At 65.0% G+C, this 15,085-nt stretch carries 12 protein-coding genes and 1 CRISPR repeat array; of the genes, 2 read left to right on the forward strand and 10 right to left on the reverse strand.

Going from position 1 to position 15,085, the window contains the following annotated elements; all coding sequences use genetic code 11:
* The first annotated feature begins 6 nt into the window (after positions 1–6).
* A complete protein-coding gene (gene cas1, locus ACFX59_RS02945) occupies positions 7–936 on the forward strand; it encodes a type II CRISPR-associated endonuclease Cas1 (RefSeq protein ID WP_387429482.1) in 930 nt (309 codons plus the stop codon).
* A gap of 44 nt (positions 937–980) precedes the next feature.
* Entirely contained in the window at positions 981–1,286 is a 306-nt protein-coding gene (gene cas2, locus ACFX59_RS02950) for a CRISPR-associated endonuclease Cas2 (protein ID WP_387429485.1), read from the forward strand.
* A gap of 73 nt (positions 1,287–1,359) precedes the next feature.
* Positions 1,360–2,777: a CRISPR direct-repeat array (repeat unit 36 nt; unit sequence AGCATAGCCGCTCAGAGATTGCGGTCCAGCGACAAC).
* A gap of 122 nt (positions 2,778–2,899) precedes the next feature.
* On the opposite strand, the gene lpdA is transcribed toward cas2, so the two are convergent.
* From lpdA to phhA, 10 genes are all read right to left on the reverse strand, one after another.
* The gene (lpdA, locus tag ACFX59_RS02955) at positions 2,900–4,294 is read right to left on the reverse strand and encodes a dihydrolipoyl dehydrogenase (RefSeq protein ID WP_387429488.1); all 1,395 of its coding nucleotides are present in this window, start codon (positions 4,292–4,294) and stop codon (positions 2,900–2,902) included.
* A gap of 109 nt (positions 4,295–4,403) precedes the next feature.
* Entirely contained in the window at positions 4,404–5,636 is a 1,233-nt protein-coding gene (gene odhB, locus ACFX59_RS02960; protein ID WP_387429490.1) for a 2-oxoglutarate dehydrogenase complex dihydrolipoyllysine-residue succinyltransferase, read from the reverse strand.
* 114 nt (positions 5,637–5,750) lie between these two features.
* Positions 5,751–8,729, reverse strand: a complete 2,979-nt coding sequence (locus ACFX59_RS02965) for a 2-oxoglutarate dehydrogenase E1 component (protein WP_387429492.1) — start codon at positions 8,727–8,729, stop codon at positions 5,751–5,753.
* A 130-nt stretch (positions 8,730–8,859) separates the two neighbouring features.
* A complete protein-coding gene (gene sucD, locus ACFX59_RS02970; protein WP_307100711.1) occupies positions 8,860–9,744 on the reverse strand; it encodes a succinate--CoA ligase subunit alpha in 885 nt (294 codons plus the stop codon).
* Positions 9,745–9,797: 53 nt separating this feature from the next.
* A complete protein-coding gene (locus tag ACFX59_RS02975) occupies positions 9,798–10,097 on the reverse strand; it encodes a GIY-YIG nuclease family protein (RefSeq protein ID WP_387429495.1) in 300 nt (99 codons plus the stop codon).
* A gap of 58 nt (positions 10,098–10,155) precedes the next feature.
* Entirely contained in the window at positions 10,156–11,118 is a 963-nt protein-coding gene (gene mdh / locus ACFX59_RS02980) for a malate dehydrogenase (RefSeq protein ID WP_261268936.1), read from the reverse strand.
* 127 nt (positions 11,119–11,245) lie between these two features.
* Positions 11,246–12,364, reverse strand: a complete 1,119-nt coding sequence (gene zapE / locus ACFX59_RS02985) for a cell division protein ZapE (protein WP_387429497.1) — start codon at positions 12,362–12,364, stop codon at positions 11,246–11,248.
* 228 nt (positions 12,365–12,592) lie between these two features.
* A complete protein-coding gene (locus tag ACFX59_RS02990) occupies positions 12,593–13,372 on the reverse strand; it encodes a succinate dehydrogenase iron-sulfur subunit (protein WP_261268934.1) in 780 nt (259 codons plus the stop codon).
* A 109-nt stretch (positions 13,373–13,481) separates the two neighbouring features.
* Positions 13,482–14,057 (reverse strand): ATP-dependent Clp protease proteolytic subunit, encoded by a 576-nt coding sequence (locus tag ACFX59_RS02995; protein ID WP_387429498.1) that lies wholly within the window; start codon positions 14,055–14,057, stop codon positions 13,482–13,484.
* A 145-nt stretch (positions 14,058–14,202) separates the two neighbouring features.
* Positions 14,203–15,072: a phenylalanine 4-monooxygenase gene (phhA, locus tag ACFX59_RS03000; RefSeq protein ID WP_387429500.1), complete on the reverse strand. Its 870-nt coding sequence runs from the start codon at positions 15,070–15,072 to the stop codon at positions 14,203–14,205.
* Between the last annotated feature and the right edge of the window lie 13 nt (positions 15,073–15,085).

The following is a 15,085-nucleotide window of genomic DNA, read 5'->3' on the forward strand; positions in this document are numbered from 1 at the left end:
GCCGCAATGGGGCTGGAACGGATCGTCGATATCGCCACCGACAACCGGCATCTGTCCGCCCATCGCGGCTTCCTGATCGTCTCGGAGGATCGGGTCGAGGTCGGCCGCGTGCCGCTCGACGATGTCGGCGCGGTCATCGTCCATGCGCATGGCATCACCTGGTCGACCAACCTCATCGTCGCGCTGGCCGAGCGGGGCGCGGTCCTGCTGCTATGCGGTGCCAATCACAGCCCCGCCGCCATCTGCCTGCCGATCGACGGCCATCATGCGCAGAACGGCCGGATGCGCGCGCAATGGGAGGCCGGTCGGCCGCTGTCGAAGCAACTGTGGCGCGCGCTGGTCGTCGCCAAGATCCGCTGGCAGGGCGCGGTGCTCGCCGCCAACGGCCACTCCGCCACCGCCTTCGACCATCTGGCGCGCAAGGTCGGGTCGGGCGATCCCGAAAATGTCGAGGCACAGGCGGCGCGGCGATACTGGCCGCTGCTGATGGGCGAGACCTTTCGTCGCGACCGGGATGCGGACGGCACCAATGCACTGCTCAACTATGGCTATGCGGTGATGCGCGCGACCTGTGCCCGCGCGGTGGTCGCGGCGGGGCTGCATCCGTCGATCGGGGTGCATCATGCGCATCGCGGCAATCCGCTGGCGCTGGCCGACGACGTGATCGAGCCGTTTCGCGCGCTGGTCGATGCGCTGACCCTGAGGCTGATCGCACGTGACATCACCCGCGTCACGCCCGAGGCCAAGCGCGCCTATGCCGGGCTGATCGCGGTCGACCTGATGCTGGACGACGGGATCACCACCGTCTGGCTCGCCATCCAGCGCGTCGCCCAGACGCTGGCGCGCAGCTTTCAGACCGGGCGTGCCGCAGACCTGATCCTGCCCCTGCCGCCCTCCGCGCTGGAGCTGGCCGGGCTGGACGGCCTAGTCCGATGACCATGGGATCGCCAAGCATCGGGCAATTGTCGGGATATCGGCTGATGTGGATCTTCGTGATGTTCGACCTGCCGGTGACCACCAAGTCGGAGGCCCGGGCCGCGACCAAGTTCCGCGAATATCTGCTCGACGAGGGATTCGAGAAAAGCCAGTTTTCGGTCTATGCGCGCTTTTGCAGCGGCAAGGAACAGATGGAGGCCTATCTGCGTCGTATCGAGGCCCATCTGCCCGACAAGGGAGAGGTTCACATCTTGAGCTTTACCGACCGCCAATATGAAAACATCATCCGCTTCGCCGGCCAGTCCCGCCGACAGCCGCGAAAAAACCCCGATCAGCTGGCGCTGTTTTGATGATTCGCGAAGGGTTTGACTATGCCGGATGGGAGATTTCGCCGTTGCAGATCAATACGATATCCCACCATTCAGCATAGCCGCTCAGAGATTGCGGTCCAGCGACAACGGCATCGATCCGCAGGTCGCCATGGCCGTGAGCATAGCCGCTCAGAGATTGCGGTCCAGCGACAACCATGATCGAACCGCGCCGATCGGCATAGAAGCATAGCCGCTCAGAGATTGCGGTCCAGCGACAACAGGCGGTGAATGTCGCGTTCAGCCGGTCGAAGCATAGCCGCTCAGAGATTGCGGTCCAGCGACAACGACGTCGATCCGCAGACCGCGACCGCCATCAGCATAGCCGCTCAGAGATTGCGGTCCAGCGACAACTGCGTCGGCTCAGGCCAGACGATCGGCTGTAGCATAGCCGCTCAGAGATTGCGGTCCAGCGACAACCCCGGCGCGCTCGCCAAGGCGTTTCCCGCCAGCATAGCCGCTCAGAGATTGCGGTCCAGCGACAACGTTGCCCCGAGCCTTGGCTTCGATCCGGGAGCATAGCCGCTCAGAGATTGCGGTCCAGCGACAACCAACAGGCTGTTGGCCATGTTGATGGGCGAAGCATAGCCGCTCAGAGATTGCGGTCCAGCGACAACACGCAGCGCAGGCAAGCGCAAACAATGCACAGCATAGCCGCTCAGAGATTGCGGTCCAGCGACAACTCAACGATCCACACCTCGACCGCGTCGGCGAGCATAGCCGCTCAGAGATTGCGGTCCAGCGACAACATGCGTCGCAGTGGAACGGCGCCAGCGCGAAGCATAGCCGCTCAGAGATTGCGGTCCAGCGACAACCATGACCCACCTCTGCGCCGCCCGCCCGCCAGCATAGCCGCTCAGAGATTGCGGTCCAGCGACAACCGAAGGAAGCATGACCATGGCAGACGATTAGCATAGCCGCTCAGAGATTGCGGTCCAGCGACAACCAATGGTCGGGTCTGGCAAGATCGCGCTAAAGCATAGCCGCTCAGAGATTGCGGTCCAGCGACAACTTCGGTGGTCGCGCCCGAATAGACCTCGGGAGCATAGCCGCTCAGAGATTGCGGTCCAGCGACAACGAGCTGATGCGCTGGCACACCCGCGCGATAGCATAGCCGCTCAGAGATTGCGGTCCAGCGACAACACGGTAATGATCGCCGCCAGCACCGCGTCCAGCATAGCCGCTCAGAGATTGCGGTCCAGCGACAACCAAAAAGCGATAGTCGCCTTGCCGCCCCATAGCATAGCCGCTCAGAGATTGCGGTCCAGCGACAACATGTCGACCATGCGGGCGGGAAGGGGGCGGAGCATAGCCGCTCAGAGATTGCGGTCCAGCGACAACTGATGCGCTAAGGTGTCGAGCGAGCCGTAAAGCATAGCCGCTCAGAGATTGCGGTCCAGCGACAACCCAGGCAGCGGCTATGAAGTTTCGGGCTGGAGCATAGCCGCTCAGAGATTGCGGTCCAGCAAAAACCTCCCCGTACGAGAGCACGACGGGATGCGTCGCCGTAACCATCGCCCCCGACGCGCGAAACAAGAAAGGGCGGGCATCCTGCGATGCCCGCCCCCTTTTTCGGATAGCCCGGCCGTGACGGGTCAGATGTGGATCGGCTTGCCCTGCACCGCCATGGCGGCTTCCTTGAGTGCCTCGGCATGGGTCGGGTGTGCGTGGCAGGTGTACGCGATGTCCTCGGACGTCGCGCCGAATTCCATCGCCTGCGCGGCCTGCGCGATCATCGTGCCTGCGAGGCTCGAGATGATCCACACGCCCAGCACGCGGTCGGTCTTGGCGTCCGCAATGACCTTCACGAAGCCGTCGGTGTCGCGGTTGGTCTTGGCGCGGCTGTTCGCCATGAAGGGGAACTTGCCGACCTTGACCTCGCCACGCTCCTTGGCGGCTTCCTCCGACAGGCCGACACCGGCGATCTCGGGCATCGTATAGACGACGCTGGGGATGACGTCGTGGTTCACGATGCCGGTCTGGCCCGCGATATTCTCGGCCACCGCGACGCCTTCGTCCTCGGCCTTGTGGGCGAGCATCAGGCCCGGCGCGACGTCGCCGATCGCCCAGATGCCGTCGACATTGGTCGCGAAGTCATGGTCGATTTCGACCTGGCCACGACCGTTCAGCTTTACGCCAGCGGCCTCCAGGTTCAGCCCGTCGGTGTTGGGCTTGCGGCCGATCGCGACCAGCACAGCATCGGCCGACAGCGTTTCCGCCGCACCGCCCGCCGCCGGTTCGACCGACACGGTCGCGCGGTCGCCCTCGACGGTGACGCCGGTCACCTTGGTCGAGGTCTTCAGCTCCATGCCCTGCTTCTTGAACAGCTTGGCCGATTCCTTGCGGACCTCGCCGTCGAAGCCGGGCAGGATCTGGTCGAGATATTCGACAACCGTGACCTTGGCCCCCAGACGCCGCCAGACCGAGCCCAGCTCCAGGCCGATCACGCCGCCGCCGATGACGACCAGATGCTCGGGCACCTTGGGCAGCGCCAGCGCGCCGGTCGAATCGACCACGACCTTCTGGTCGATCTCGACGCCCGGCAGCGGGGTCACGACCGAGCCGGTCGCGATCACGATGTCGCGCGCGGTGACGGTCTGGTCGCCGACCTTGACGGTGCTCGAATCCTGGAACGCGGCCTTGCCCTTCAGCCAGGTGACCTTGTTCTTCTTGAACAGATACTCGATGCCGCCGGTCAGCTCGCCGACCGCCTTGGCCTTTTCGGCGTGCATCTGGTCGAGGTTGAGCTTCGCGCCCTCGATCTCGACGCCGAACTTGGCGAGCGCGCCGTGCGACGCTTCCTCGAACAGCTCGGAGGCATGGAGCAGCGCCTTGGACGGGATGCAGCCGACATTGAGGCAGGTGCCGCCCAGCGTATCGCGCGACTCGGCGCATGCGGTCTTCAGGCCCAGCTGCGCCGCGCGGATCGCCGCGACATAGCCGCCGGGGCCAGCGCCGATCACCAGGACGTCATAGTCATACTCAGCCATTTGTCTCTCCCGTTCCCCGGCTTTCGGGGTCCAGCCTGCGGGCGCACCCGCCTTACATAGCAAGGACGGACCCTCGCCGCGGCGAGGGCCCGTATAGATCACAAAGCGATCAGAGGTCGATCAGGATGCGGGTCGGGTCCTGGATCGCGTTCTTCAGCGCGACGAGGAAGGTCACCGCCTCGCGACCGTCGATGATCCGGTGGTCATAGGACAGCGCCAGATACATCATCGGGCGAATGACGATCTGGCCGTCGACGACGACCGGGCGCTCCTCGATGCGGTGGAGGCCCAGCACCGCCGACTGGGGCGGATTGATGATCGGGGTCGACATCAGCGAACCGAACACGCCGCCGTTCGAGATGGTGAAGGTGCCGCCCTTCATCTCTTCCATCTTCAGCGTGCCATCCTTGGCGCGCTTGCCGAAGTCGCCGATCGTCTTTTCGATGCCCGCGACCGTCAGGTCCTGCGCATCGCGGATGACCGGCACGACCAGGCCGTTCGGGGCCGAGACGGCGACCGAGATGTCGGCATAGTCGTGATAGACGATCTCATCGCCCTCGATCGAGGCGTTGACCGACGGAATGTCCTTCAGCGCCATCGTCGCGGCCTTCACGAAGAAGCCCATGAAGCCCAGGCGGACGCCATGCTTCTTCTCGAACAGGTCCTTATACTTGGCGCGCGCCTCGATCACCGCGGTCATGTCGACGTCGTTGAACGTCGTCAGCATCGCGGCGGTGTTCTGCGCTTCCTTCAGGCGCTTGGCGATCGTCTGACGCAGGCGCGTCATCTTCACGCGCTCTTCCTTGCGCGCCGAACCGGCGGGGGCAGCAGCAGCCGGAGCGGCCGCCGGGGCCGGCGCGCTCGACTTGCTGGCGGCGGCGGCGGCGACGTCTTCCTTGGTGATGCGGCCGTCCTTGCCGGTGCCCTTGATCGTCGCGGGGTCGAGGCCATGCTCGAGGACCGCGCGGCGGACCGACGGCGACAGCGCGGCGGGCGAGTCGCTCGACTCGTCAGCGGCCGGAGCCGCCGCAGGGGCCGGAGCGGCTGCCGCCGGGGCTGCGGTCACGGCCGGGGTCGCCGCTTCGGTCTTGGCCGGGGCCGAGCCACCCGCATCGACGGTCGCCAGCAGCGCGCCGACCTGTACCGTGTCGCCGACCTTGACGGCATGCTGGCCCATGACACCCGCCACCGGCGAGGGCACTTCGACCGAGACCTTGTCGGTCTCCAGGCTCGCGATCGGCTCGTCGACCGCCACCGCGTCACCCGGCTGCTTCAGCCATTCGCCCAGCGTCGCCTCGGAGATCGATTCGCCCAGCACCGGCACCAGAACTTCAGTCGCCATTCCCATTTCCTCCGCCCGGTCCATCGACCGGGGCTCTTACGCGGGCGGGCAAAACGCCCGCGCCAGATTTCATCCCTCCCCAGCCCCTGAAGGACCGGGGAACTCGGTTAAGTGTCAGTCCGCCGCCGCCGTGGTCGGCTTGGCGGTGGTGTTGCTGCCCTCGGCGCGCGTCCGGCGGATTTCCTCGCGGACATTGTGGCCCAGCGCATCGGCGACCAGCGCGCCCTGCTCGGCGGTGTGGCGCTTCATCAGGCCGGTGGCGGGCGATGCCGCCGCCGCACGACCCGCATAGCGCGCCCGCTTCACCGACGCCCCAGCCTCGGCCAGCGCTTCCTCGATCAGCGGCTCGACGAAGAACCAGTAACCGTTGTTCTTCGGCTCTTCCTGCGCCCAGACCACGTCCTGCAGGTTCGGCATCCGCGCGATCCGCTTGGCGAGCGCGTCGCTCGGGAACGGATAGAGCTGCTCGACGCGCACGATCTGGGTCGTGGTGTCGCCCGCCGCGTCGCGCGCCTCGATCAGGTCATAGGCGACCTTGCCGGTGCACAGGACCAGACGCGTCGTCGCCTCGTCGGCGGCGCCGTTGGTGTCCGACAGCAGGCGGCGGAAGTGGCTCTCGCCCTGGAAGTCCTCGGCCTTCGACACCGCCAGCTTGTGACGCAGCAGCGACTTCGGCGTGAAGACGATCAGCGGCTTGCGGAAGTTACGGTGCATCTGGCGGCGCAACAGGTGGAAATAGTTGGCCGGGGTGGTGCAGTTCGCAACCTGGATATTGTCGTTGGCGCAGGACTGGAGGAAGCGCTCGGGACGTGCCGACGAGTGCTCCGGCCCCTGCCCTTCATAGCCATGCGGCAGCAGCATCACGAGGCCGTTGGCGCGGAGCCACTTGGACTCGCCGCTCGTGATGAACTGGTCGATCATGATCTGCGCACCGTTGACGAAGTCGCCGAACTGCGCCTCCCACAGCACCAAGGTCTTCGGATCGGCGAGCGCATAGCCATATTCGAAGCCCAGCACGCCATACTCGGACAGCGGGCTGTCCAGCACCTCGAAGCTGCCATGCTCGACGGTCTTCAGCGGCACATATTTGTGCTCGTCGGTCTGGTCGACCCAGACGGCGTGACGCTGCGAGAAGGTGCCGCGACCCGAATCCTGGCCAGACAGGCGAACGCCGTAACCTTCCGACAGCAGCGAACCGAAGGCCAGCGCCTCGCCGGTCGCCCAGTCGAAATTCTCGGACGTAGCGAACATCTGCCGCTTGGCGTCGAGCACACGGTTCAGCGTCTTGTGGACCTGCAAGCCTTCCGGGATCGTGGTCAGCGTGCGGCCGATCGCGTCGAACAGCTTCTTGTCGAGGCCGGTCTCCACGTTGCGGCGACCCTGATCGGTCTCCTTCGGCGCCGACAGACCCGACCAGCGACCAGCGAACCAGTCGGCCTTGTTGGGCTTGTAGCTCTGGCCCGCCTCGAACTCGCCTTCGCAGCGCGTGGTGTACTGCTTGATATTCTCGTCGACCCAGGCCTGGTCCACGACACCCTCGGCGACGAGGCGCTTCGAGTAGATCTCGCTGACACCGGGGTGCGAGCGGATCTTGTTGTACATCAGCGGCTGGGTGAAGCCCGGCTCGTCGCCCTCGTTATGACCGAAGCGGCGATAGCACCACATGTCGATCACGATGTCGCGGTGGAACTTCTGGCGGAACTCGATCGCCATCTTGGTGGCGAAGGTCACCGCCTCGGGATCGTCGCCATTGACGTGGAAGACCGGCGCCTGGACGCCCTTGGCCACATCCGACGGATAGGGCGAGGAGCGTGCGAACTGCGGGCTGGTGGTGAAGCCCACCTGGTTGTTGATGATGAAGTGGACGCAGCCGCCCGTGTTGTAGCCACGGATACCCGAGAAGCCGAGGCACTCCCAGACGATGCCCTGGCCCGCGAACGCCGCGTCGCCATGGATCAAAACCGGCACCGAGGCCGCGTGATCGGTCAGGTCGCCCGCGATGGTCTGGATCGCGCGGGTCTTGCCCAGCACGACCGGGTTCACCGCCTCGAGGTGCGAGGGGTTGGCGACCAGCGACATATGGACCTTGTGGCCGTCGAACTCGCGGTCGGTCGAGGTGCCGAGGTGATACTTCACGTCGCCCGAACCGCCGATGTCATCGGGGTTGGCCGAACCACCGGCGAATTCGTGGAAGATCACGCGCAGCGGCTTGGCCATGACATTCGCCAGCACGTTCAGACGGCCGCGATGCGCCATGCCGAACACGATCTCGCGCACGCCCATCTGGCCGCCGTATTTGATGACCGATTCCAGCGCGGGGATCATCGACTCGCCGCCATCCAGGCCGAAGCGCTTGGTGCCGACATATTTCTTGCCGAGGAACTTTTCCCACTGCTCGGCCTCGATGACCTTGTTCAGGATCGCCTTCTTGCCATCGACGGTGAAGTCGATCGCCTTGTCCTGGCCTTCCATCCGGTCCTGGAGGAAGCGGCGCTCCTCCACATCCGCGATATGCATATATTCGAGGCCGATATTGCCGCAGTAATTCTTGCGCAGCGTGTCGACCAGCTCGCGAACGGTCGCCCATTCGAAGCCCATCGTGCCGCCCAGATAGACCTTGCGGTCGAGATCGGCGTCGGTGAAGCCGTGATATTCGGTCTTCAGGTCCTCGGGAAGTTCACGCAGGCCCGACAGGCCGAGCGGGTCGAGGTTCGCCGCGAGATGGCCGCGCACCCGGTAGGTGCGGATCAGCATCTGCGCGCGGATCGCGTCGCCCGCCGCCTTGACGATGTCGGCGGTCGAGGGGGCCGCAGCCGGAGCCGCCGCAGCGGGCTTGCCGCCCTTGGCGGGCTTGGGCGCGGGTTCCATCTGGGTCGGGTCGAGGCCCGCCGTCAGATCGTCGGTCGAGGTCAGCGGCCAACGCTTGTTCTGCCAGCTGGGGGCGCCCACGCCCTGCTCCAGACCGTCGAAAAAGGTCCGCCAGCCCGCATCGACCGACGACGAGTCGGCCTGATACTTGGCATAGAGCGTTTCGATGAAAGCGGGGCTGACGCCCGCCGCGATTTCGCTGAATTCCTGGCCTTCGTAGCCCATGAGACGCTTCCTCGACCGCCCGTCTTCTTCATGATCGCCACCCCGGCACATCCGCCTGGGGTCCGCAGCCGCGAGCGGCCCGCCTGCCGCCACGGACCCCGGCGGGTGTGCCGGGGTGACGCGATACGCCTTACTTGTTCAGCACCGACAACAGGGTCGAGCCGAGCTCCGAGGGGCTGGCCGCGACCTTGATCCCGGCTGCTTCCATCGCCGCGATCTTGTCCTCGGCGCCGCCCTGGCCGCCCGACACGATCGCACCGGCATGGCCCATGCGACGACCCGGAGGCGCGGTGCGGCCCGCGATGAAGCCGGCCATCGGCTTCGAACGGCCGCGCTTGGCCTCGTCACGCAGGAACTGCGCGGCTTCTTCTTCCGCCGAGCCGCCGATCTCGCCGATCATGATGATCGACTTCGTTTCGTCATCGGCCAGGAACAGCTCGAGCACGTCGATGAAGTTGGTCCCGTTGACGGGATCGCCGCCGATGCCGACCGCGGTCGTCTGGCCGAGCCCTGCGTTCGAGGTCTGGAACACCGCCTCATAGGTCAGGGTTCCCGAGCGCGACACGACGCCGACCGAGCCCTTCTTGAAGATCGAACCCGGCATGATGCCGATCTTGCACTCGCCCGGCGTCAGCACGCCCGGGCAGTTCGGACCGATCAAGCGCGACTTCGAACCCGACAGGGCGCGCTTCACCTTGACCATGTCGAGGACCGGAATGCCCTCGGTGATGGCGACGATCAGCGGAATCTCGGCGTCGATCGCTTCCAGGATCGAGTCGGCCGCGAAGGGCGGCGGAACATAGATCACGCTCGCATCGGCGCCCGTCTTCGACTTGGCTTCGGCGACGGTGTTGAAGACCGGCAGGCCGATATGCTCGGTACCGCCCTTGCCCGGCGTCACGCCGCCGACCATCTGCGTGCCGTACGCCAGCGCCTGCTGGGTGTGGAACGTGCCGGTTTCACCCGTCATGCCCTGGGTGATGACCTTGGTGTTCTTGTTGACGAGGATGCTCATCTGCTTTTCGTCCTTACCGCCCCGGCGCAGGCCGGGGCCCAGTTGCGATACGGTTATGGCAGTGCGATGCGATCATACAGGTCATCCCAATCGGGATTTAGCCCTTCGATCTCTCGCAGCTTCCAAAGCCGCTTCCAATTCTTCATTCGCAGTTCGCGTTGCCGCGCTGCTTCCCAGCTATCATGCACCTCGTACCATACGAGCCGATGACAGCGGTTATCCCGCGTGAACCCAGCCACCACGTCGTTGCGATGCTCCCACACGCGCCGCGGCAAATTAGTCGTCGAACCGAGATAGATCGTTCCGTTCCGACCGCTGGCCATGATGTAGACGAAGGCTTGCGCTTCGATCACTCTGGCCAACCCAACTGGGCCCCGGCCTTCGCCGGGGCGGTGTTATTCCTTTAATGAATTACGCCAGGCTCTCGTCGATGCCCTTGCAGGCGACGAGCAGTTCCTTGACCGCGTCGACCGAGACCTGAAGGTTCGCCTTCGCCTCATCCGACAGCTTGACCTCGACGACCTTCTCGACGCCACCGGCGCCGATCACGACGGGCACGCCGACGTACAGGTTGTCGATGCCATATTCACCCGACAGGTGCGCGGCGGCGGGCAGGATGCGCTTCTGGTCGTACAGATACGCCTCGGCCATCGCGATGCCGCTGGTGGCGGGCGCATAATAGGCCGAGCCGGTCTTGAGCAGCGCGACGATCTCGCCGCCGCCGCCACGGGTGCGCTTGACGATCTCTTCGACCTTTTCCTTGGTCGAGAAGCCCATCTCGATCAGGTCGCTGACCGGGATGCCGCTGACGGTCGAATATTCCAGGACCGGGACCATGGTGTCGCCGTGACCGCCGAGCACAAAGGTGTTCACGTCCTTCACCGACACGCCGAACTCTTCGGCGAGGAAGTGGCTGAAGCGCGCCGAGTCGAGCACACCCGCCATGCCGACGACCTTGTTCGCGGGCAGACCCGAGAATTCGCGCAGCGCCCAGACCATCGCGTCGAGCGGGTTGGTGATGCAGATGACGAACGCGTCGGGGGCGTTGTCGCGGATGCCCTCGCCGACCGCCTTCATCACCTTCAGGTTGATGCCGAGCAGGTCGTCGCGGCTCATGCCGGGCTTGCGCGCGACACCGGCGGTGACGATGATGACATCGGCGCCCGCAATGTCGGCGTAATCGTTGGAACCCTTGATATTCGCGTCGAAGCCTTCGACCGGGCCGCACTGCGACAGGTCAAGCGCCTTGCCCTGGGGCACGCCCTCGACGACGTCGAACAGGACGATATCGCCCAGCCCCTTGAGCGCGGCGAGGTGCGCCAGCGTGCCGCCGATGTTGCCGGCGCCGATCAGCGCGATCTTCTTGCGAGCCATTCCAATCCTACTCCGTAGTGGACGTGCGTGATTGGTCACGCGGCCTACGCCTATCTGGGCGTCGGGGCAACCGTTATTCCACAGAGTTTAAGATTTTAAACGATAATGGTTCGCAAGTGCATTAAGGTCAAATCAAGGGCTCGCCCGACCCGTGGCCCTGCGCCAGATAGTCCTCGGAGCGCATCTCTTCGAGGCGGCTGATCGTCCGTTCGAACTCGAATCGACCATCCCCGGTTTCATAGAGTTCGGCGGGCTGCGCATCGGCTGCGGCGAGCAGCTTGACCTTGTGTTCGTAGAACGCGTCGATCAGCTGGACGAAGCGTGCCGCCTCGTTGCGATTCTCCGGCCCCAGCTTGGGGATGCCGACCAGGATGACGGTGTGGAAGCGCCGCGCGACCGCCAGATAGTCCGCCGCCCCCCGCGCCTCGCCGCACAGCCGCTTGAACGAGAAGACCGCGACGCCCTTCAGCGCCTTGGGGACATGCAGCACCCGGCCGCCGACCTTAAGGTCCTCGCTGGGCACATGCGCCGCATCCTCGACCGGATAGTCGGTCAGGCGGAAGAAGGTCGCCGACAGCGTCAGCGTCGCCTTGGGCCCATTGGGCACTAGCCAGGTGTCGAGCCGCCCGAGCCGGTCGCGCCGGTAATCGGTCGGCCCGTTGAGCGCCAGCACGTCCAGCCGCGCCTCGATCAGCGCGATGAAGGGCAGGAAATGCTCGCGGTTGAGACCGTTCTTGTAGAGGTCCCTGGGCGGACGGTTGGAGGTGGTGACGATCGTCACCCCCGCCTCGATCAGCGCGGTGAACAGCCGCGACAGGATCATCGCGTCGGGGCTGTTGGTCACCATCATCTCGTCGAACGCCAGCAGCCGGACTTCCTCGGCCAGCGCGGCGGCGACGGGCGCGATCGGCTCGCCCGCCTGCTTGGCCCGCTCGGTGGCGATGCGGGCATGGACCTCCAGCATGAACTCGGCGAAATGGACGCGGCGCTTGGCCTCGACCGCGACATGGTCGAAGAACAGGTCCATCAGCATCGACTTGCCGCGCCCGACATCACCCCAGAGATAGACGCCCTTGGGCGCGGGCGCGCCCTTGCCGGTCAGGCGTGCGAAGAAGCCGGTCTTGCGCGGCGTTTCCAATTCGGTCGCCAGTTGCTGGAGCCGGGCGGCGGCGGCGGCCTGTTCGGGATCGGGGCGAAGCTCTCCGGCTTCGATCAGGCGGCGATAGGCATTGAGGATGTCGGGCATGTTGAGAGGCGGTGTCTGCCCTGGCCTCTTTCCCGTCAACCCCATTCCTCCCCTGGAAGGGGAGGTGGCAGCCCGCAGGGCTGACGGAGGGGTGTCACCGCCCGATCAGGGATACCGCCCCTCCACCATCGCTTGCGCGATGGTCCCCCTCCCCAAGCAAGCTTGGGGAGGAATAGAAAAAAGGGGGCCGTTTCCGACCCCCTTTCCGTTTCCGTCGAACCAATCGGATCAGATGATCCGCTCGGCTTCCATCTTCTTGATTTCCGCGATCGCCTTGGCGGGGTTCAGGCCCTTGGGGCAGACATTCGCGCAGTTCATGATGGTGTGGCAGCGATAGAGGCGGAAGGGATCTTCCAGCTCGTCCAGACGCTCGCCGGTCATCTCGTCGCGGCTGTCGGCCAGCCAGCGATAGGCCTGGAGCAGGATCGCCGGGCCGAGGAACTTGTCGCTGTTCCACCAATAGCTGGGGCACGAGGTCGAGCAGCAGGCGCACAGGATGCACTCGTACAGACCGTCGAGCTTCGCACGGTCGTCGGGCGACTGGAGCCGCTCCTTGCCCGAGGGCGCGGGCGACACGGTCTGCAGCCACGGCTTGATCGAGGCGTACTGTGCATAGAAGTGCGTGAAGTCGGGGACCAGGTCCTTGACCACGTCCATATGCGGCAGCGGGGTGATCTGGACGGTGCCCTTCACATCCTCGATCGCGGTGGTACAGGCCAGGCCGTTGCGGCCGTCGATGTTCATGGCACACGATCCGCAAATGCCCTCGCGGCACGAACGGCGGAAGGTCAGCGAGCTGTCCTGCTCGGCCTTCATCTTGATCAGCGCGTCGAGCACCATCGGCCCGCATTCGTCCAGATCGATCTCGAACGTGTCGTAACGCGGATTCTGGCCCGAGTCGGGATCGTAGCGATAGACCTTGAACTTTTTCAGACGGCCGCCGGTGGTCGCCTTATGCGTTTCGCCCTTCTTGATGACGCTGTTCTTCGGCAGGGCAAATTCGGCCATGGTCACAAACCCGCTGGATGGGCCGACAGGCATGTCGGCAAAGGATCGCTCCCGCCGATACATGACAGGGGCGCATGTCGCAAATGTCTTGACCGATTTAGGCGCTGCCTCAGATCACATCAAGGACGAGGCCCAGCTCGCGCGCCTCCTCGGCATCGATATACCAGTTGCTGCGCGCCTTTTCCTGCAGCGTCTCGAAGGTCACCTTCGATCCGTTGACGATGGCGCGGAAGCCCTCCTCCTGAATCAGCACCGACTGCTCGATCTCGTGCAGCTTGGCCTTCAGCACCACGGGCAGGTTGGTGAGCGGGCCGGACAGGTCGATGCTGCCGCTCATCTGCCGCTCGTGCAGCATCAGGCGGGTGCCGCGCGTCAGGAAGCGATATTCGACCGGAAAGGCCGACATGAAGGTCGCCCCCGCCGAATAGACCGCGACCTTGCCCAGGAACAGCGTGTCGCGCCCCGTATAGTCGCGCAGCAGCCGGATCGAATCGCCCATCGCCCGCGCCATTTCCGGATCGCCGCCCAGCGTGGTGATCGACACGACCAGCGGACCGTCCGCCGGCGCGGCGGCGAGCTGGTCCTTGAACCCGGCATACATCATCTCGTCCACCGTGCCGTAAAGCTGGATGTGCGGGCGGGCGAGCAGCGGATAATTTACCGCATTGTTGGGATGGTCGTGCATGATGCAGCGAACCGGGGGCGGAGGCGAAGGTTCCGATGGGTGGTTTGTCCGTGGCCTTCGACTTCGCTCAGGCTGAACGGAGTTTGGTATCCAGCCCCTCCCCACCGCCGTTCAGGCTGAGCGAAGTCGAAGCCCAAGCGACACCCTATCCCAGCCTTCCCTTCGCATAATCCTGCGTCCCGTGGGTCAGGACCTCATCACCGTCCACGATCTCCGCCACCGGAATATCCGGCAACGCCTTGATCTGCGCGTAAAGCGGCGCGAAGTCCGTCTCCAGCGTGGTGCGAAGCAATTCCTCGTAACTGGGAATCACGAAATAATTCTGCTGGAAATCGTCGATCCGATATTCGGTGCGCATCACGCGGGCGAGGTCGAAGCCGATCCGGTTGGGGCTCGGGTCCTCCAGCGCGAAGCGGCTTTCCGAATAGCTCGACACGATGCCTGCGCCATAGATACGCAGGTCCCCGCCCTCGCGCACCAGCCCGAACTCGACCGTGTACCAATAGAGCCGCCCGAGATATTTCAGCGCATCCATTCCCAGCGCGCGCTGCCCCCCGCGCCCATAGGCGGCGAGATAATCGGCGAAGACCGGGTCGGCGAGCATCGGCACATGGCCGAACACGTCGTGAAAGACGTCGGGCTCCTGAAGATAGTCGAGCTGATCGGGCCGCCGGATGAAGTTGCCCGCGACGAAGCGGCGATTGGCCATATGATCGAAGAACACCGCGTCGGGCACCAGCCCCGGCACCGCCACCACCTGCCACCCGGTCAGCGCCATCAGGCGTTCGGACAATTCCTGGAAATCGGGAATGCCGGGGCGCGACAGCTTGAGCACGTCGAGGCCGCGCAGATACGCCTCCGACGCGCGGCCCGGCAGCAATCTGGACTGGCGCGCGAACAGCGTGTCCCAGGTCGCATGCTCCTCGGCCGTATAATGCGCCCAGCCCTGGGGGATGGTCCAGTCGGCACCGGCCCCTTCGGGCGGAGCGGCGAGAACATGGGTATCCTGTGCCATTCGTGGAGCTTAT

Origin of the sequence: Sphingomonas sp. NCPPB 2930 (genome assembly GCF_042867205.1) — a bacterium.
In the GTDB taxonomy this organism is placed as follows: domain Bacteria; phylum Pseudomonadota; class Alphaproteobacteria; order Sphingomonadales; family Sphingomonadaceae; genus Sphingomonas.